Raw genomic sequence first — 18,536 nt, 5'->3', positions numbered from 1 at the left:
AATCAGCCGGCGAGGCCGAGACAGCGCTCTACCACGCGCACCGCGGCGCCCGCGTCCTCGCCGTAGCCGTGCGCGCCAATTTCGTCGGCGTATTCCTGCGTGATCGGCGCGCCGCCGATGATGATCTTCACACCGGGCGAGCCGCGGAAGTGGTCCGCGACGGTTTTCATGTAGGGCATTGTGGTGGTCAGCAGCGCACTCATCAGCACCGCGCGGGCGCCGTCGTTCACCGCCTTTTCGAACTTCAGCACGTCCACGTTGGTGCCCAGGTCAATCACCCGGAAGCCGGCGCCTTTGAGCATCATCGCGACGAGGTTCTTGCCGATGTCGTGCAGGTCGCCTTTCACGGTGCCGATGCAGATGGTGGCGCGCGGCTCGTGGCCGGTCTTCACGAGCAGCGGCTCGAGGATCTGCAGCCCCGCCTCCATGGCGCGCGCGGCGATCATCATTTGCGGGATGAACAGCTCGCGGCGCGAGTACCGCTCGCCGACGTCCCGCATCGCGGGAATCATGGTTTCGGTGAGCAGTTCCGACGGGCTACGGCCCGCGGCAAGCTCGCGCTGCAGGATCGTTTGAACCGCCGGCCGGTTGCCGCTGCAGATCGCTGTATACAGTTCCTCGAGTCGTGCCATGACCGCCTCCTTTCCGCCGGTCGGCCGGATCAGAGCGACTTCGCGTCCCGCCGATCGCCGACGTCCTGCAGGATGTCCGTCATTCGATCGAGCGCGGCCTGGATCGTCGCCATCTCCTCCCGGATGCGCTCGAACCGCAGCGCGTGATCAATGCGCAGCTTTTCGAGATAGCGTTTGCGGTCGAGCACCTCTTCCATGGTCACCTGGAGCCGCTCGACCTTTGCCTTCAACGCGGCCTCTTCGCTGGCTTCCCCCGCGAGCAGTTCGGTGTCCGAGCCGGGCGGTGCGATCGCCTGCTCCTCGCGGGTTGGCACCTGCATGCGTTGGCCGCAGTCGGGGCATTTGACGACCAACCCCGCGCCGCGTTCATCGATACCGAGGCTTTTGCCGCAGTTCGGGCACTCAAACAGGATATCGTGCTCGGTGAACCCCGGCGGGAGTTGTTCCTGATTCATCGTCGCACCTCGTCTTCGGGGTCAGCATAGCGGGGCGGCGTGCGGGTCGCAAGCGGCGGGGGCGCACGGCCGCGCGTTGGCAACGGGAGCTGCGGCCGATACACTCCGCGCCATGAGCGGGCACGGTTGGTGTTGGCGGGCTGGGGTGGTGGCCGCGTCGCTGGCGGTGGTGCCGGTGGCGCACAGCAGCCCCGCCCCGACGAATGGGATGACGATGGATGCGAAGGTGCTGGACGGTGCGGCGAGCCTGCGGGTACGGGTGCGCTACTGGTTGGCGTGTCCGCCCGGCTACGAGCGCGAGGGGCCACAGCGCTGGCCGCTGCTGCTGTTTCTGCACGGCGCAGGGGAGCGCGGCGACGATCTGGAGCGGGTGAAGCAGCACGGTCCGCCGAAACTGATCGCGGCCGGACGTGTGTTGCCGTTCATTGTGGTGGCGCCGCAGTGTCCGGCGGACGACTGGTGGGACAGTGCGCGGCAGATTCTGGCGCTGCGGACGCTGCTGGACGACGTGATCGCGGCGCACCGCGTGGACCGGGACCGGGTGTACGTGACGGGGTTGAGCATGGGTGGATTTGGCACCTGGCGGCTGGCGGCGGAGTTTCCAGAATTGTTTGCGGCGATCGCGCCGATCTGCGGCGGGGGGCCGTGGTATCGCGCCGGCGCGCTGCGACAGGTGCCGGCGTGGGTGTTTCATGGCGCGGACGATCCGGTGGTGCCGCTGAGGGAGTCGGAGGTGATGGTGGAGGCGCTACGCCGTGTGGGTGCGCAGCCCCGCTTCACGGTGTATCCGAACACCGGTCACGACGCGTGGACCGCCGCCTACGAGGGGCCGGAGCTGTACGAGTGGCTGTTGCAGCATCGGCGCGGCGCGGCGCCGGCAGCGGGCGGAGCGCAATGAGCGGAGTGGTGGTGCTGGCCTGGGTGGCGCTGGTGCCGGTGTTGGCGGCCGCCGCGGCGGAGCGGGCGCATCCGGCGCTCGCGCAACTTTTGGCTGACGGCGCGCCGCTGCGCAACCTGCACGTGCACCTGAAGGGCGGCCTCACGGTGGAGCGTGCGCTCGAGCTCTCGCGCGCGACTGGCGTGCAGTTCGGCCTGGCGATCAACGTGGGTCTGGGGTTCCCGACCACCAACGACGCGGCCGCGCTCGCGTGGCTGGCGGAGGTGCGACGCTGCGGGGAGTTCTTCGCCGCGGTTCAGGGGGAGGGGCGGGAGTGGACCGCACTGCTCTCGCCGGAGACGGTCGCGCAGTTCGACTATGTGTTCACCGATGCGATGACGTGGACCGACCGACGGGGGCGGCGGCTGCGGCTGTGGATTGCGGCGGAGGCACCGGTCGACGATCCGGAGGAGTTCATGGACATGCTCGTCGAGCGGACGGTCGGCATCGTCGAGCGCGAGCCGATTGACGTGCTGGCGAACCCGACGTTTTTGCCCGCATCGCTCGCGGCGCGGTACGACGAGCTGTGGACCGAGGCGCGGATGCGGCGCGTGATCGAGGCGGCGGTTCGGTACGATGTCGCGTTGGAAATCAACGCGCGCACGCGGCTGCCCGGCCGGGCGTTTCTGCGGCTGGCGCGTGCGGCAGGCGCGAAGTTCGCGTTCGGCACGAACAACCGCGACGAGGACGTGGGTGACCTCGGTTATTGCCTGGACGTTGCGCACGAGCTGGGGCTGGGGCCGGCGGATTTGTTTGTGCCACGGCCAGCGGGCCAGCGGGCGGCGGACCGGCGGCGTCATCTTTTCCCGGCGGTGCGGCGCGCGGCGGGCAGAGGATAACGCCGGGCGGCGGGGGGTTTGTGATGGTCGAGTGGCGGGTCGCATGGATTGGCGGTGTTGCGCTTGGCGCTCTGCTGGGGGGCCGCGTGCTGCGGGTCTACCTCGAGCGGTGGGCGGGCGCCGCCGGCCGGAGGGGACGGCCGCTGCAGCAGAGCGCCGCGGCGGCGCTGGCGCGCTGTGCGCCGGGGACGATCGGCGCGCTCGCGCTCGCACGGATTTTACCCCAGCTGCCCTGGCCTGCGCCCCTGGCACCGGGGGTTGCGGCAGTCGCGCGGGTGCTGGACGTGCTGGCGGTGGGCTGGGTCGCGTGGGCGATGGTGGCGGTCGTCGTGCGCTGGCTCGAGCTCACCGCGCAGCGGAGCCGCAGCCGGCTGGACGAGATGCTGGTGCCGATTGTCGGACACAGCCTGCGCGCGACCGTGTTGGTGCTGGTGATGGTGCAGGTGGCGCAGACGCTGTCCGACAAGCCGGTCACTTCGATCCTCGCCGGCCTCGGGATCGGCGGACTGGCGGTCGCGCTGGCCGCGCAGGACTCGCTGCGGAATTTCTTCGGCTCGATCGTGCTGCTCGCGGACAAGCCCTTTGGACTGGGCGATCGGATTGCGGCGGGCGATCTGGACGGCGTGGTGGAATCGGTCGGGCTGCGGTCCACGCGGTTGCGCACGCTCGACGGCGAGCTGGTGACGATTCCGAACGGCGACCTCGCGGGCCGCGCGATCCGCAACTACGGCCGGCGCACGTTCATCCGAAGCCAGTCGGTGATCGGCATCACGTACGACACGCCGCCGCAGCGGGTGGAGCGCGCGATGGAGATTCTTCGCGAGCTGCTCGATCGGCACGAGGGGTTCAATGCGGAACGGCCGCCACGGGTGCATTTCCGCGAGTATGGGCCCTACTCGCTGAACCTGCAGGTGGTGTACTGGTACCATCCGGCCGACTGGTGGGCGTATCTCGACCACCACAGCCGCCTGAACCTTGAGATTCTGCGGCGGTTTGCGGCGGAGGGAATCCAGTTCGCGTTCCCGACGCAGACGGTACACATTGCGGGCGGCGCGGGCGCGCTCCGGCCGTCCGAGGAGGATCGCACATGATGCGTTGGCCAGCCTACGTCACCCGGGGATTTGTGACCGGCATTCTGGCGGCCTTCGTGGCGGGGTCCGCGGCGCGGGCGGCGCCGCTGCCGCGGCTGCAGGTGCATCCGGAGCGGCGGTATTTGCAAACGGAGGACGGCCGGCCGTTTTTTTGGCTCGGCGACACCGCCTGGGAGCTGTTTCACCGGCTGAACCGCGAGGAGGCGCTGCACTACCTCGACACGCGTGCTCGCCAGCAGTTCAACGTGGTGCAGGCGGTCGCGCTGGCGGAGCTCGACGGGCTGCGCGTGCCGAACGCGTATGGCCATCTGCCGCTGGAGGATCTCGATCCGGCCCGCCCGGCGGAGCGGCCGGGGCCAGCGAACGACTACTGGGACCACGTGGACTTCATTGTGCGCGCCGCGAACGAGCGGGGCATCTACGTGGGGTTCTTGCCGACGTGGGGCGACAAGTGGACCGCGGCGGCCGGCGGCGCGGGGCCGGTGGTGTTCAACGCGACCAACGCATATGTGTACGGACGCTGGCTCGGCCGGCGCTACCGCGAGGCGGGGATCGTCTGGATTCTGGGCGGTGACCGCACGGTGGACAGCGACGAGCATCGCGCGATCATGGACGCGATGGCGCGCGGGCTGCGGGAGGGGGATGGCGGCGCGCATCTGATCACGTTCCATCCGCGCGGCGGGCGGAGCTCGTCGGAGTGGTTCCACGACGCGCCGTGGTTGGATTTCAACATGCGTCAGAACGGTCACGACGCGGTGTGGCCCGCGTACGCGCGCACCACGCGCGATTGGGAGCGCCAACCGGTGAAGCCGGTGCTCGACGGCGAGCCGATCTACGAGGGGCATCCGGTCGGCTTTCGCGCGCAGGAGCACGGCGTTTCGCTCGCGGCGGACGTGCGCCGGGCGCTGTACTGGGACCTGTGCGCGGGGGCGTTCGGGCACACCTACGGCCACCACTCGGTCTGGCAGATGTGGGCGCCGGGCCGCGCGCCGGTGAACGCGCCGATACTGAGCTGGCGCGAGGCGATCCGGGAGCCCGGCGCCGAGCAGATGCGGCACGCGCGGCGATTGATCGAGTCACGGCCGTTCTTCACGCGCATTCCGGACGACTCGCTGATCGCGCCGCATCCGACGAACACCAACGCGGTGCCCGGCGCGGGGCTGCGGCGCTTTGCTGCAACGCGCGACCGGGAGGGCCGCTGGGCGATGGTCTACGCGCCGTGTGGGCGGAGCTTCCGGGTGAACGCCGCACCCCTGCGCGAAGGGCGCTGGGTGGCCTGGTGGTACGATCCGCGCACCGGCGAGGCGTTGAAGATCGGCGAGTTTGAGAAGGCCGCGCTGCCCGTGTTCACGCCGCCGGCTGCGGGCGAGCAGCTCGACTGGGTGCTGGTGCTGGACGAGGCCGCGCAGAACTGGCCGCCGCCGGGCGAGCCACGGCGGGAGGGCTAATGCGGCGGGGTCCTTGCGGTGGGGAGGGGCCGCGCATAGGCTGGTCATCGGGCGTGGCGGAGGCGAGCGGAACGTGGTGGGTTACTGGGCGAACCTGGCGGCGGCGTTCCTCAGTCGTCGGCTGCCGCTGCCCTTTTCGTACTGGCTCGGCATGCGGGTGGCGGATTTGTTCTGCCTCGCGGACCCCGCAGGCCGTCGCGGCGTCCGCGCGAACCTGCGCCGCATTCTCGCCGCGCGCGGCATCCACCCGGCGCGCGGTGCGATCCGTACGCTTGCTCGCAAGACCTACCAGGCGTTTGGCAAATACATTGTGGATTTCTACCGCTATTCCCGCGCGTTTTGCGATGAGCTTGAGCGGAAGGTCAGTGTCGCGCACGGCGAGCGGCTCGACCGGGCGATCGCGGCGGGGCGCGGTGTGATTCTCGCGACCGCGCATCTGGGCAGCTGGGAGATGGGCGGGTTGTTTCTCGCCAGCCGCGGCCATCGCGTCACCGCGGTGTACCGGCCCACCGGCGTGCCGCATCTGGACCGGCTCTGGAGCGACCACCGGCTGCAGCGCGGCATCCGGATCCTGCCGCTGGGCGACGCCGCCGCGGGGCTGTGCCGCGCGTTGCAACAGGGCGAGCTGATTGCGCTGCTGGCCGATCGCGACTTCACGGGGCGCGGCGCACCGGTGGACTTTTTCGGCGCGCCGGTCCGCATGCCGATCGGGCCCGCGGTGCTCGCGAAGCGGTGCGACGCGCCGATTCTGCCCGGTTTCATGCTGCGGCAGGTGGATGAGCGGTTTCTGCTGCAGTTTCACGAGCCGATCTGGCCGCGGGAACATGCCTCCGTCGCGGAGATCCACGCGCGGCTGGTGCGGGTGCTGGAGGATGTGATCGGCGATCATCCCACGCAGTGGTTCGTGTTCCGCGATTTTTGGACCACTGCGGAGCCGGGGGCGGCGCGGGCGAAATGAACGGCCGCGACGCCATCCCTGCGGCGCCGCCCCGCTATGTCGCGGTGATTCCGGCCTACGCGGAAGAGGAGCGGATCGGGCCGGTGGTCGCCGCAGCGCGGGCGCACGGTGTGCACGTGCTGGTGGTGGATGACGGCTCGCCCGATCGCACCGCGGAGGTCGCCCGCGCCGCCGGCGCGGAGGTGATCCGCCATCCCGAGAACCGCGGCAAGGGCCAGGCGCTGCAGACCGGATTCCGGCGTGCCGCGGAGCTCGGATGCGAGGCGGTGATCACGCTCGACGGCGACGGCCAGCATGATCCCGCCGAGATTCCACGCTTCATCGAGGCTTACGAACGCACCCGGATCCCGGTGCTGATCGGCAACCGGATGTGGGATTGCCGGGGCATGCCGTTGGTGCGCCGGCTCACCAACCGGTTCATGAGCTGGCTGCTCAGCCGGGAGATGCGCCGGTATCTGCCCGACACGCAGTGCGGCTACCGGCTGTTCCGAACCGACCTCCTGCGGTTCGTCGAAACCGAGTCGGACCGGTTTGCGGCGGAGTCGGAGATTCTGCTGAGGCTGGCCGCGCGGGGACTGCGGATGGACTCGGTTCGCATCCGCACCATCTACCGGGGCGAGCGCAGCAAGATTCGACCGCTCGCGGATACGATCCGCTTCTGCCGGATGTTGCGCCGCTGGCGGCGCGCTCGCGCGGCGCCGCCGGCCTAGCGCTGCGGAGCGGCGGGGGCCACCGGCGCGGCGCCCGGCCGCACGATGTTTGCGCGGGCCTGCAGGCCGCGGATGTAGTCGGCCACCGCGCGGTTCCACTTCGTCCGCTCCAGATGCTGGCGGATGCGCGGCGCAGCCTCTTCGAACGAAACGGTGCGTTCCGGCGAGCGGTTTGTCGTCTGGATGATGTGATAGCCGAACTGGGTTTCCACGATCGGGCCGATTTCGCCGATTTTCTGCGTGAACGCGGCCTCTTCAAACGGCGGCACCATCCGGCCGCGAGGGAACTCGTAGAGGCCTCCGCGATCGCGGCTGCCGGGGTCGTCGGAGTACTTCTTGGCGAGCTCCGCGAAGTCGCCGCCCGCAAGCAGTTCCGCGCGCACCTTCTCGGCCTGCTCGCGCTTCTTTGCGCGGTCGGCCGCCGGCGCGTCCGGCGGCACCGCGATCAGGATGTGGCGGGCGGTCACCGTCTCCGGCAGGCGAAAGACGTCTGGCTGGCTTTCGTAAAACGCCCGGACCTCCGCGTCGGTCACCTCCGGCTTCGGCACGTTCTTCTCGAGCAGCGCGCGCTTGCGCAGCTCCTGGCGGAGGTCGGCGTCGAACTGTTCCATCGTCACGTTCTGCGCCGCGAGCGCCTGTTCGAGGGTCTGTCCCGGCGGCAGCGTAATGGAGGCCTTCAGTTTGGCGAGCTCCTCGTCGCTCACCGGAATCTTTTGGCGTTCCGCTTCGGCCTCGAGCAGCGTCTGCACGATCAGCTCCTCGCGCGCCTGCACCGCGAGCTGCCGGCGCGCCTCGTCGCGGCGATCGGGCGGGATCTGCCGCCCGTGCATCGCCAGCGCGCGCTCGACCAGGCGGTCCACGTCGCGCTGCGTGATGGTGCGCCCCTCGACGATGGCGACCACCGTTGTCGGGGCGACGGCCGACGGCGCGGGTCGTTCGAAGAGATCGTCGGGAATCAGCGCGGAAGGAACCGCGGGAGGGTTGGTCGTTGCGGCGCCAGACAGGCACACCGCGGCGATGGCGGCGACGCTGCCGCAGCGCAGAGGAGCGGACGGCTGGTTGATCTTCATTTGGCTAGAGTCGCTCGGCGGGGGCACAAAGTCAAACGGCGTTCGGCGGTGCGCGGTGCGTGCCGCTCAGCGGATCCGCCGCCAGCGGACCGCGTACATGCCGGTGCCTGGCCCCATCCACGGCCAGACCCACATGGCCGGTTCCGGGCCGCCCCCCGACTGCAACGGGTGGAGGCCCGGTTCGCGTTCGAAGCGGGGATGTTCGCGCTCGAACCAGCTGGTGATCTCGAGCGTCTCGGCGCGGGTGAGCGAACACACTGCGTAGACCAGCCGGCCGCCGGCGCGGACGGCGGCGGAGGCGGCGCGGAGCAGTTCCCGCTGGAGCGCGGCCGATGCGGCGAGGTCTTCCGGCGCGGCGCGCCAGCGGGCGTCCGGCGCACGGCCCCACGTGCCGAGGCCGGTGCAGGGCGCATCGACGAGCACGCCGTGGAATTGGGGCGAGCCGGGCAGGGGCTGGCGGGCGTCGTGCAGCGTCAGCCGGATGCCGCTGAGGCCGAGCCGGCGGATCCGGCGCCGCGCCTCGCCCAGCGCGGCGGGGCGCACATCGCTGCCGAGGATCTTTGCGCGGCCGCGCGTGCGCGCGGCCAGGTCCAGCGCCTTGCCGCCGGCGCCGACGCACGCGTCCCACCACTCTTCGCCCGGTCGTGGATCGCACCATGCGCCGACCGCCTGGGAGGCCGCGTCCTGGATCTCAAACACCGGGCCGACGGTTTTCTCGAGTTCCGCGATCGGGATCGGGCGGGGTACGCGGACGGCGGCGGGCAGCCGCGGCAACGGTGTTTCGGCCGGATGGCCGAGCGCGGTGAGGCGGCGCGCGAGCGCGGCCCCATCGCCGTCTGCCGCGCGCAGCCAGAGCGGGGGCCGCCGCTGAATTGTCTCGAGCCAGCGCAGAGGCGTGGCGCCGGGCGTGGGGTCGTCGGGCAGTGCGAGTGCATCAAGCGCCCAGGCCGGCACCAGATCTTCCGGGCGGGCGTCAGGCTTCCAATGGTTGGACACCCATTGCCGCCGGTCTTCCAACCCTTGGAAGCCATCGGGCGGAGGGGGTGGGGGGGCGGCGAATCCGGGCAGGTGGTGGAGCGCGGCGGGCAGCGGTTCTGCGCCGCATTCGAGCCGGTGGGCGATCGCGAGCACCGCGCCGATGCGCTCTGTCGGCGGTCCGCACCAGCCGCGCCAGCGCCACAGCGCGAACACGCAGCCGGAGATGATGCGGCGGTCCCGCGCGCCGAGTTCCGGCCGGCTGCGGAAGTAGCGGCTGAGGGTTTCGTCGACGGGCTGCCGCGACGCGACCGCGGTCTCCGCGAGCCGGACCGCCTCCGCGAGCGCGGCGGCCTGGCGTGCGGCGCGCGCGCGGGCGGCCTCCGGCGGGGGCTCATCGGCGTCGGGCTTGTGGTGGTGCATCGGCTCGCCTAGAGTAGCGCGCCCGCGCGGCCGGGGCGACGCACCGCAGGCTGGCGAGCGCGGAGCGAGGTGGTGGACCATGGCCAGAGAACTTGCATTCGCGATGATCAACCCGTACTCGCTGGCGAAGTCGCGTACGGGGGGAATTCTGGGTCGGTTTTTGAGCCGGACGGGACTGGACCTGGTGGCGGCGCGCATGTTCGGGCCCAGCCGGGAGCTCGCCGAGGCGTACGCGCGACAGATCGAGGAGGAGGCGGTGCCGACCAGTCAGACCGCGCCGCTGCTGGCCGATTATGTGCGCCGCGCGTACGGGCCGGAGCCGGCGAGCGGCCGGCGCCGGCGGGTGATGCTGCTGCTGTTCGAGGGGGAGGACGCGGTCGCGAAGATCGCGGCGACCGCTGGGCCAGTGCGCGCCAACAGCGTCAGCGGCGAGACGGTGCGCGACACGTACGGGGATTTCATCGTCGGCAGCGACGGCGAGGTGCGGTACATTGAGCCGGCGGTGATGGTCGCGCCGACGGTGGAGTCGGCGGCGCGCACGCTGCGGATGTGGGCGCAGTACAGCGCGCAGGATGGGGGGGTGGTGGACAATGCCGCGGACGTGGATCCGACCGGGATCGAGCGGACGCTGGTGCTGATCAAACCGGACAATTTCCGGTATCCCAGTGCCCGGCCGGGCAGCGTGGTGGACATTCTCTCGCGCTCGGGGCTACGCATCGTGGCGGCGAAGGTGCACCGGATGAGCGTCGCGGAGGCGGAGGAGTTTTACGGTCCGGTTCGGCCGGTGTTGCGCGAGAAGATGAAGGGTGTGGTGATGCAGAAGCTCGCGCATCTGATCGAGTCCGAGCTGGGGATGGAGGTGCCGGAGGAGCTGCGGGTGCGGCTGGGGGAGCTGGTGGGGCCCTACTACGGGGACCAGCAGTTTTTCAACATCATTCACTTCATGACCGGCCGCTGGCCGCAGAAGTGCGCGCCGGAAGCGAAGACCGAGCCCGGTCTGGAGCGATGTCTGGCGCTGATGTATGCGGGGCCGGACGCGGTCGCCAAGATCCGGCGATTGCTCGGGCCCACGGATCCGAGCCAGGCGGCACCGGGGACGGTGCGGCGGGAGCTGGGGCAGGACGTGATGGTGAATGCGGCGCACGCCTCCGACTCGCGGGAGAACGCGGCGCGGGAGGCGGCGATCATCCGCATCGAAGAGGACCTGGTGACGCCCTGGGTGCGCCGGTACTACGGAGACTGAACCGATGGGTTGGCCGAATGTGGAGCCGGCGCCGCCGGACCCGATCCTGGGGCTGACGGAGGCCTGGCGCGCGGATCCGAATCCGCGGAAGGTGAACCTGGGCGTCGGCGTGTTTCAGGACGAGCAGGGACGCACGCCGGTGCTCGCGTCGGTGAAGGCGGCGGAGACGGCGCTGGTGGCGGCGGAGTTGACGAAGAACTACTGGCCGATTGCGGGCGATCCGGAGTACGGGCGACGGGTCGCGGAGTTGATCTGGGGTGCGGACGGTGGTTCGGACGCGCGACTGCGGGTGATGTGTGCGCCGGGGGGGACCGGCGCGCTGCGCGTGGGGGCCGAGCTGGTCGGGGCGGTCGTGGGGCGGGGCGGTGCGGTGTGGCTGAGCCGGCCGACGTGGCCGAACCACCGGGGCATTTTCACGGCGGCGGGTTTCGCGGTACGGGAGTATCCCTACTTCGAGCCGGCCGGTGGGGGGGTGGATCGTGGGGCGATGTGGGCGGCGTTGGAGGCGGCGGGCCCGCGCGACGTGGTAGTGCTGCACGCTGGGTGTCACAACCCCACCGGCGCCGATCTCGAGCCGGAGGACTGGCAGCGGCTGGCGGCGGCGGCGCGCGAGCGGGGCTGGTTGCCGGTGGTGGACGCGGCCTACCTCGGATTCGGCGGGACGCTGCAGCAGGACGCCGCACCGCTGCGCGAGCTGCTGGGGGCGGGGGTGGAGTTTTTGGCCGCGATTTCGTTCTCGAAGAACATGGGACTGTACCGCGACCGCGTTGGGGCGCTGGCGATCGTTGCGGCGGACGGGCAGGCGGCAGAGGCGTTGCTGAGCCACGCGCGGTGTGCGGCGCGGGTGCTCTACTCGAACCCGCCGGCGCACGGCCCGCAGGTCGCGATGCGCATTCTCGCGGACCGGCTGCTGCGGGAGATGTGGACCCGCGAGCTGGACGCGATGCGCGAGCGTATCGCCCGGGCGCGCGCCGCGTTTGCGGATGGGCTTGCGGCCCGGCTCCCCGCGCGCGACTGGTCGTTCATTCGGCGCCAGCGCGGGATGTTCTCGTTCACGGGGCTGTCGCGTGCGCACACGGAGTGGCTGCGCGAACATCGGTCGATCTATATGACCGCGGACGGACGGGCGAACGTCGTCGGTCTCAATCCCGACAACCTGGACTACGTGTGCGACGCGATCGCCGAGGCGCTGCGCGAACGGCCGGCTGGCTGAGGGCCGTTCGCGGACCGCGATGAAATGGGTTCGGACCGATTGGGGCCGCGTGCCGGTCCTCTCGTGGTGCGATCCGCTCGACGAGAAAGCGGCCGAGCAGGCGGCGAACCTCGCACGGCATCCGGCGGTGTGGAAGCACGTCGCGCTGATGCCGGACTGTCACGTTGGGTTCGGAATGCCGATCGGCGGGGTGATCGCCTGTCCGGAGGAGGTGATCCCGAACGCGGTCGGCGTAGACATTGGGTGCGGCATGCGGGCGGTTCGCACCAGCGTGCCGGTGGAGCGGCTGAATGCGGGACTGATCCGGGAAATTCTCAACGACCTGCGCCGGGAGGTGCCGGTGGGGGAGGGGCATGCGCACCGGCAGCCGCAGGCGTGGGAGGGGTTCGAGCAGGTCGAGACGCGGCCCGGCGGCGTGGATGCGGACGCGTGGGAGCTGGCGCGGCGCAACCTCGGCACGCTGGGGGGCGGCAACCATTTTCTAGAGCTGCAGGGGGGTGAGGACGGGCGCGTGTGGCTGATGGTGCACTCCGGTTCGCGGAACCTTGGCCTGAAGATCGCGCACCACTACCACCGGCTCGCGCGGGAGCTGTGCGCTCGTCGGCGGCTGGTGTTGCCGGATGAGGATCTGGCGTGTCTGCCGCTCGACAGCGAAGCGGGGCGAGCGTATCTGCGGGACATGGCGTTCGCACTGCGCTACGCGCGCGAGAATCGCCGCCGGATGGCGCAGCGGTTCCGCGAAGCGGTTGCACGACACCTGCCCGAGGCGGACTTCGAACCGGACATTGACGTTCACCACAACTATGCGGCGGAGGAGACACACTTCGGCCGGACGGTGTGGGTGCATCGCAAGGGAGCCACGGCCGCGCGCGCCGGTGAGATCGGGATCATACCCGGCAGCATGGGGACCCCCTCCTACATCGTCCGCGGCCTCGGCCATCCCGATGCGTTCATGTCTTCCTCTCATGGCGCAGGCCGGCGGATGGGTCGGTTGGAGGCCTGCCGCCAGCTCACGAAGGAGGAGGCCGATGCCGCGATGCGCGGGATTGTGTTTGACGGCTGGAAGCGGCTCGGCGGTGGGCGGCATCGGGATCTCGCCGGCCGATATGACCTGGAGGAGGCGCCGCAGGCCTACAAGCCGATTGACGAGGTCATGGCCGCGCAAGCCGACCTCGTTGAGCCGGTGGTGCGGTTGCGCCCCTTGGGTGTGGTGAAGGGCTGAGCGCGGCCGGCGGGGCGCCGCTCAGGGGGCGAAGCGGTACTGGTAGCCCAGCAGGAACAGCGCCGCGCCGGTGTTGCTCTCTCCGTTTGCCTTGTCCTTTTGCACCTCGCGGAACCCGTACTGGCCGCGCACCTCGAACGACACCCGATGGGGCCCACCGATGTCCCACAGCAGCCCGACGCCGCCGGTCAGGCCCCAGTTGAAGGTGTGGAGGTCGTCCGTCACATCGGTGGAGCGGTCGAACGAGACCGGCGGCAGCGGCCGGCCGGCGAGCAGAAGCGGAGTGCGGCCGCGATCGAGATAGATCAGGCTGGTGCCGCTGGTTTCCTGTTCGGCGTGCAACAGAAACCCCGCGTAGGGTCCGGCCAGCGCGACGAAGTGCCACTGGTCCGCGAGTTTCGCGCGCCATTTGAGCAGCAGCGGGATCTCGAGGTATTCAAGCTCGCTGCGGCTTTCGAAGTCCGCGTAGAGGTACCGGCCCGGCGGCAGCGGGGGAAGGCCGGGGAGATCCGCGGTAATTGGCTGCAGTTCGTCGCGCTCGCCGCCCTGCACGCTGTAGACCAGCTCCAGCGCGACCGACCAGTCTGCGTCGAGATCGCGTTCGACTGTCAGCCCGAAGTTCGGCGCGAGGATGGACTCGTAGCCGCGGCTGATCTCGTTGCCGCCCCCGCGCAGCCGGGGCACCGCCAGACCACCCCGCGCCCCCGCGCGCCAGCCCTCTGCGAAGGATGAGCTTAGGGCGAGGACCAACGTTCCCGCGATGAGCATTCGCCGATCACCAATCTTCATCGCTTGTTTCCCCCATGGACGCCGCGGTGTGCGGGCCGCGGCGCCAGGTTCAAAGTAGATGACCCCCCGGTGGTTTGACAAGCATCCGGAGGCGGGTTCGCGCGCGGCGGGCGGCCGTGGGGGTGGGAGCGCGGCGGTGCTCGCGTTGTTTGTTCGGTGCGGGCCCGACGAGACGCCCGACTCAGCCCAGCGCTGCGGCAATGAGGTCGGCCGCGCGATCGGCGCCGTCGGTCGGAAGGGTGCGGGCGGGCGGCGGCTGTTGGAGCGCCTGCTCGATGGCCCGGGCCAGCTCGCCCGCGTAGAGGTCTTCTGCGGCCAGCTCCACGCCGCGGGCGCACTCGCGGATTCCCTCCACCAGCAGGTACGACTCCGGCCATTCCGGTCGGTGGACATAGACGATGGGCTTGTCGTTCACAATGCACTCTGACACGATGCCGAACCCGGTCTTCGACACGACCACGTCGCACGAGGCCAGCACGTCCGCGAAGGGGAACCGGCGGCGGTCGAGCGCGTGAAAGTGGGGCGCGGTCCACGCCAGGGGTCGGACTGTGAACCACTCCACGCCCGGCGTTGCGGCGGCCCGCTGGAGCGCGGAGGCTGTCCAGTCCAATGAACTGAAGCTGAGCAGCGCCCAGACCGCGTCTGGCGGCGCGCCGGTGGCCGCGGCGATGTCCTCGCGGCGCGGCCGTCCGGGTGAGGCGACGAGGCCGACGTCGCACCGCTGCGGGAAGGCGTCCATCGGCTCATGAAAGGGAAGCCGGATCAGCTGGTCGGCGCCGGCGTAGGCGCGGCGGAAGGCGTCCGCGACCGGTCGCCAGCGCGGCTCGTCGCGCGCGGCGTGCTCGTAGATCCAGTTCCAGGAGAAATTCCCGACCGCCAGAGCGGGGCGACCGAGGCGGCGGGCGGCCTCGATGGGGATGGCGGGGATATCGCAGACGACCGCGCGAATCGTCTCATCGGCGAGCCAGCGCGCTTCGCGTTCGACGAGCGCCGGCCAGCGCGCGAGCAGCTCGAGCGCGGCGGTGAGGCTGGCGTGGGGGTCGCTGCGGACCGAGTCGCGCTGGATCATGCCGGTATCGAGCGCGTCCTGGCGAATGCGGATCGTCGGATCGCCGATGCGCGAGTGGAGGAACTCCGGCGGGTGCCGACTGACGAGCACCACCTCGACGGCGGGGTGGCGGCGGCGAAGCGCGCGCACGATGTCGCACATGCGCACGGTGTGGCCGTTGCCGTGCGGCGTCAAATAGACTGCGAGCGTGGGCGCCGTCGAACCGCTCATCGGGCGGTGGCTATAGCATGCCGGCCGATGCTCGGCGAGCGACGCGGGCATCTGGCATGATCGCTTCTGATTGCATTTGATCACAATCATGCTATACTCATCACATTCGATCATGATCCGAAACGGCCAGCTGCCGGTCGAGCGGTGGGAGAGGATTCGCGAAGCGCTGCGCGAGGCGCGGATTCTGCGGGTCGGCGAGCTGTGCCGGCGGGTGGGCGCCTCCGCGGCGACGCTGCGGCGGGATCTGGCGGCGCTGGAGCGGCGGGGGGAGCTGAGGCGGGTGCACGGTGGCGCGGTGAGCGTGGAGAGCCGGCTGGAGGAGCCGGGGTTTGAGGACAAGGCCGGCCGCGCGGCGCGGGAGAAGGCGAGGATTGCGGAGGCGGCGCTGGCGCAGATCATGCCGGGCATGACGGTGTATCTGGACGGGGGCAGCACGGTGTTGGCGCTGGCGCGCGCGCTGCGGACGCGGCAGGACGTGGTGGTGGTGACGAACTCGCTGCGCGCGGCGGTGGAGCTGGCGGGTCAGGGGCCGCGGACGATTCTGATTGGCGGCGAGCTGCGGCGGCTCAGCCAGACGCTGGTGGGACCGCTGACGCGGCACGTGTTGGACGTGCTGCAGATGGATGTCGCGTTCATGGGGGCGATGGGGATCGGGCCGGACGGCGAGATCACCACCACCGATCCGGCGGAGGCGTTCACGAAGGAGTGGGTGATGCGGCGGTCGGCGCGCGTGGTGCTGCTGGCCGACCGCAGCAAGTTCGGGAAGGTGTCGTTCGCGCGGGCGGGGCACCTGCGCGATGTGGACGTGTTGATTACGGATGGCCGGTTGGGGCCGGAGTGGGCGCGCCGCATCCGCGCGGCCGGCGCGACACTGGTGAGCGCATGATCGCGCGGAACAGCCGGGCGGCGCGCACGGGCCGCTGGGCGGAATGGAGAGGCGAATGAGCAAACCGAACTATTTGAGCGATCTGAGGCCGGACTTCACACCGTTTGAGATCGACTGCGGGCGGATCCCGGGGTTTCAGTACCGCGGTACGCTGGCGGGGGAACTCGCCGCCGGGCGTCTCACACCGGCGACCGCGCTGGAGATTTTTGAGGACATGCTGATCGTGCGCGAGGTGGAGGACATGATCGTGCGGCTCCGGTCGGGCGCGTACGATCCGCTGCCCGGCTACAACTACCGGGGGCCGACGCACGTGTCGATCGGGCAGGAGGGGACGTCGGTCGGCGCCTGCTCGGCGCTGCGGCTGCGCGATCGGATCACGAGCACGCACCGCGGCCACGGCGATAGCCTTGCGAAAGGGTGTGCGGCGATCCGCCGGATGGGGGAGGCGGAGCTGCGCTCGCGCGTGCCGGGCTCCAGTGCGAGCGGTGCGGCGCTGCTGGAGGAAGTGCTGGAGGACCATGTGTACCGCACGATCGCGGAGCTGTTCGGCAAGGAGGACGGCTACTGCCGCGGGCGCGGTGGCGGCATGCACATCGCGGACTTCCGGATCGGGCACTTGGGGGCGAACGCGATTGTCGGTGGCGGCGTGCCGATCGCGACCGGCGCGGCGATGGCGCTGAGGTATCTGCGCGCCTCTGACATCGTCTGCTGTTTTGCGGGCGATGGCGCCTACGCGAACGGCGTAGTGCTCGAGTCGCTGAATTTCGCCGCGCAGGCGCAGTGGACGAACCACCTGGCGGGGGACCGGCCGTTCGGGCTGCCGATCATTTTCTTGATCCAGGACAACCTCTACGCGATGACGGGGCGTTCGGTGGACGAGGTGCTCGGCGTGCGGTGGCTGGCGCGGCGCGGCGCTGGGTTCGCCGAAAACAACCTGCACGCGGAGGTGGTGAACGGCATGGACGTGTTGGCGGTGTGGGACGCGGTGCAGCGCGCGGCGGAGCGCTGCCGCGCGGGCGAGGGACCGGTGTTGCTGGACGTGATCACCTACCGCTACTACGGGCACTCGCTCGGCGACCCCCGCGTGGAGTACCGCACGAAGGACGAGGAGGCGGCCTGGCGCGCGGTGGACCCGGTGGAGAGCTTTCGGCGACAGCTGCTCGAGGCGCGCGTCGCCAGTGCGGAGGAGCTGGCCGCGATCGAGACGCGGGTGCGGGAGCGCAACACGCGCGCGGCGATCCGCGCCGCGGAGGCGCCGGACCCCAAGCCCGAGGAGGTGCTCCGCTTCATGTACACTGACCGGCGCTGCGACGAGGTGCCGCCCGAGTTTCGGAACGTAACGGTGCTCGACCGTGACGCGTCGAGGGTGAAGCGCGACGCGGAGGGGCGCATCAACTACCGCGACGCGATCAAGGAGGGCATGGTCGAGGAGATGCTGCGGGACCGGCGGGTGATCCTGTATGGGGAGGACGTCGCGGAGTACGGCAACGCGTTCAAGCTGACGAAGGGGATGCTGGAGACCTTCGGCCGCGAGCGGGTGTTCAACACGCCGATTTCCGAGGCGTGCATCTGCGGCACCGCGGTGGGCGCGGCGATGATCGGGCTGCGGCCGGTCGCGGAGCTGATGTACATGGACTTCGCGCTGATGGCGTCGGACCAGATCAGCAACCAGGCGGCGAAGTGGCACTACATGAGCGGCGGGCAGACGACGCTGCCGCTGGTGATCCGCGCGTCGGTCGGTGGGGGCAAGGGCTACGGCGGCCAGCACTCGCAAACGCTCGAGAGCGTGTTCGCGCACATCCCGGGGCTCTACGTGGTGTATCCATCGACGCCGTACGACGCCAAGGGGCTGATCAAGGCCTCGATCCGCGACGACAACCCGGTGATGTTCGTCGAGTCGCAATTGCTCTATTCGGAGAAGGGTGTGGTGCCGGAGGAGGAGTACCTGGTGCCGATCGGTGTCGCGGACGTGAAGCGGGAGGGACGAGACCTGACGTTTGTGGGCTGGGGGCCGGCGATTTTGGATGCGTTGAAGGCCGCGGAGGTGCTCGCGAAGGAGGGCGTCGAGGCGGAGGTGGTGGACATTCGGTCGCTGGTGCCGCTGGACGAGGAGACGATTCTGCGGTCGGTCGCAAAGACGGGGCGCTGCGTGGTGGTCAGCCAGGCGGTGCAGATCGGCAGTTTCACCGCGGAGATTGTGTCGCGGATTGTGGAGAAGGCGTTCGACGACCTAGACGCGCCGGTGGTGCGCGTGGGCGCGAAAGACGGGATCGCGCCGCAGTCGCACATTCTGGAGGCTGCGTTTCTGCCGAACGCGCAGGACATGATCGCCGCCGCGCGCCGGATTCTGTGAGCGCCGGACGGCG

The 18,536-nt window shown here is 70.3% G+C and carries 17 protein-coding genes; 11 read left to right on the top strand and 6 right to left on the bottom strand.

Annotation, left to right across the window (positions count from 1 at the left end):
- Positions 1 to 2: 2 nt before the first annotated feature.
- Together N2652_09045 and N2652_09040 are read right to left on the bottom strand one after the other, a co-directional pair.
- The gene (locus N2652_09045; protein ID MCX7819340.1) at positions 3 to 632 is read right to left on the bottom strand and encodes a corrinoid protein; all 630 of its coding nucleotides are present in this window, start codon (positions 630 to 632) and stop codon (positions 3 to 5) included.
- A 29-nt stretch (positions 633 to 661) separates the two neighbouring features.
- Entirely contained in the window at positions 662 to 1,087 is a 426-nt protein-coding gene (locus N2652_09040; GenBank protein ID MCX7819339.1) for a hypothetical protein, read from the bottom strand.
- A gap of 112 nt (positions 1,088 to 1,199) precedes the next feature.
- On the opposite strand from N2652_09040, the gene N2652_09035 reads away from it, so the two are divergent.
- From N2652_09035 to N2652_09010, 6 genes are all read left to right on the top strand, one after another.
- Positions 1,200 to 1,985 (top strand): prolyl oligopeptidase family serine peptidase, encoded by a 786-nt coding sequence (locus N2652_09035; GenBank protein ID MCX7819338.1) that lies wholly within the window; start codon positions 1,200 to 1,202, stop codon positions 1,983 to 1,985.
- Positions 1,982 to 2,863, top strand: a complete 882-nt coding sequence (locus N2652_09030) for a hypothetical protein (GenBank protein MCX7819337.1) — start codon at positions 1,982 to 1,984, stop codon at positions 2,861 to 2,863. Before N2652_09035 ends, N2652_09030 begins: the two co-directional genes overlap by 4 nt.
- 23 nt (positions 2,864 to 2,886) lie before the next feature.
- The gene (locus N2652_09025) at positions 2,887 to 3,954 is read left to right on the top strand and encodes a mechanosensitive ion channel family protein (protein MCX7819336.1); all 1,068 of its coding nucleotides are present in this window, start codon (positions 2,887 to 2,889) and stop codon (positions 3,952 to 3,954) included.
- Complete coding sequence (locus N2652_09020) at positions 3,951 to 5,402, top strand: glycoside hydrolase family 140 protein (protein ID MCX7819335.1); 1,452 nt, start codon at positions 3,951 to 3,953, stop codon at positions 5,400 to 5,402. Before N2652_09025 ends, N2652_09020 begins: the two co-directional genes overlap by 4 nt.
- A 73-nt stretch (positions 5,403 to 5,475) precedes the next feature.
- Complete coding sequence (locus tag N2652_09015; GenBank protein MCX7819334.1) at positions 5,476 to 6,360, top strand: lysophospholipid acyltransferase family protein; 885 nt, start codon at positions 5,476 to 5,478, stop codon at positions 6,358 to 6,360.
- Positions 6,357 to 7,070 (top strand): glycosyltransferase family 2 protein, encoded by a 714-nt coding sequence (locus tag N2652_09010; GenBank protein MCX7819333.1) that lies wholly within the window; start codon positions 6,357 to 6,359, stop codon positions 7,068 to 7,070. The genes N2652_09015 and N2652_09010 overlap by 4 nt, the downstream gene beginning before the upstream one ends.
- Here N2652_09010 and N2652_09005 read toward each other — a convergent pair.
- Both N2652_09005 and N2652_09000 read right to left on the bottom strand, forming a co-directional pair.
- Positions 7,067 to 8,140: a peptidylprolyl isomerase gene (locus tag N2652_09005; protein ID MCX7819332.1), complete on the bottom strand. Its 1,074-nt coding sequence runs from the start codon at positions 8,138 to 8,140 to the stop codon at positions 7,067 to 7,069. The genes N2652_09010 and N2652_09005 overlap by 4 nt on opposite strands.
- 66 nt (positions 8,141 to 8,206) lie before the next feature.
- A complete protein-coding gene (locus N2652_09000; GenBank protein MCX7819331.1) occupies positions 8,207 to 9,538 on the bottom strand; it encodes an RsmB/NOP family class I SAM-dependent RNA methyltransferase in 1,332 nt (443 codons plus the stop codon).
- Between the two features lie 79 nt (positions 9,539 to 9,617).
- On the opposite strand from N2652_09000, the gene N2652_08995 reads away from it, so the two are divergent.
- The 3 genes from N2652_08995 to N2652_08985 are packed head-to-tail and all read left to right on the top strand — an operon-like array spanning position 9,618 to position 13,216.
- Positions 9,618 to 10,781 carry a nucleoside-diphosphate kinase gene (locus N2652_08995; protein MCX7819330.1) on the top strand — a complete coding sequence of 388 codons (1,164 nt, stop codon included), beginning with the start codon at positions 9,618 to 9,620 and terminating at the stop codon, positions 10,779 to 10,781.
- 4 nt (positions 10,782 to 10,785) lie between these two features.
- A complete protein-coding gene (locus N2652_08990) occupies positions 10,786 to 11,994 on the top strand; it encodes an aromatic amino acid transaminase (protein ID MCX7819329.1) in 1,209 nt (402 codons plus the stop codon).
- Between the two features lie 19 nt (positions 11,995 to 12,013).
- Positions 12,014 to 13,216: an RtcB family protein gene (locus tag N2652_08985; GenBank protein ID MCX7819328.1), complete on the top strand. Its 1,203-nt coding sequence runs from the start codon at positions 12,014 to 12,016 to the stop codon at positions 13,214 to 13,216.
- 21 nt (positions 13,217 to 13,237) lie between these two features.
- Here the strand turns inward: N2652_08985 and N2652_08980 are convergent, their stop codons facing one another.
- Both N2652_08980 and N2652_08975 read right to left on the bottom strand, forming a co-directional pair.
- Positions 13,238 to 14,005, bottom strand: coding sequence for a PorT family protein (locus N2652_08980; protein ID MCX7819327.1), 768 nt, complete (start codon positions 14,003 to 14,005; stop codon positions 13,238 to 13,240).
- Between the two features lie 181 nt (positions 14,006 to 14,186).
- On the bottom strand, positions 14,187 to 15,284 hold the full coding sequence (locus tag N2652_08975) for a hypothetical protein (protein ID MCX7819326.1): 1,098 nt from the start codon (positions 15,282 to 15,284) through the stop codon (positions 14,187 to 14,189).
- 112 nt (positions 15,285 to 15,396) lie between these two features.
- On the opposite strand from N2652_08975, the gene N2652_08970 reads away from it, so the two are divergent.
- Positions 15,397 to 16,170, top strand: coding sequence for a DeoR/GlpR family DNA-binding transcription regulator (locus tag N2652_08970; GenBank protein MCX7819325.1), 774 nt, complete (start codon positions 15,397 to 15,399; stop codon positions 16,168 to 16,170).
- A gap of 55 nt (positions 16,171 to 16,225) precedes the next feature.
- Positions 16,226 to 18,523 (top strand): dehydrogenase E1 component subunit alpha/beta, encoded by a 2,298-nt coding sequence (locus tag N2652_08965; GenBank protein ID MCX7819324.1) that lies wholly within the window; start codon positions 16,226 to 16,228, stop codon positions 18,521 to 18,523.
- Positions 18,524 to 18,536: the final 13 nt, after the last annotated feature.

The sequence above is a fragment of the Kiritimatiellia bacterium genome (assembly GCA_026417735.1).
Classification (GTDB): domain Bacteria; phylum Verrucomicrobiota; class Kiritimatiellia; order PWTM01; family PWTM01; genus CAACVY01.
The sequence above is the reverse complement of the archived record's forward strand: the minus strand, read 5'-3'. Positions and strand labels throughout refer to the sequence as shown.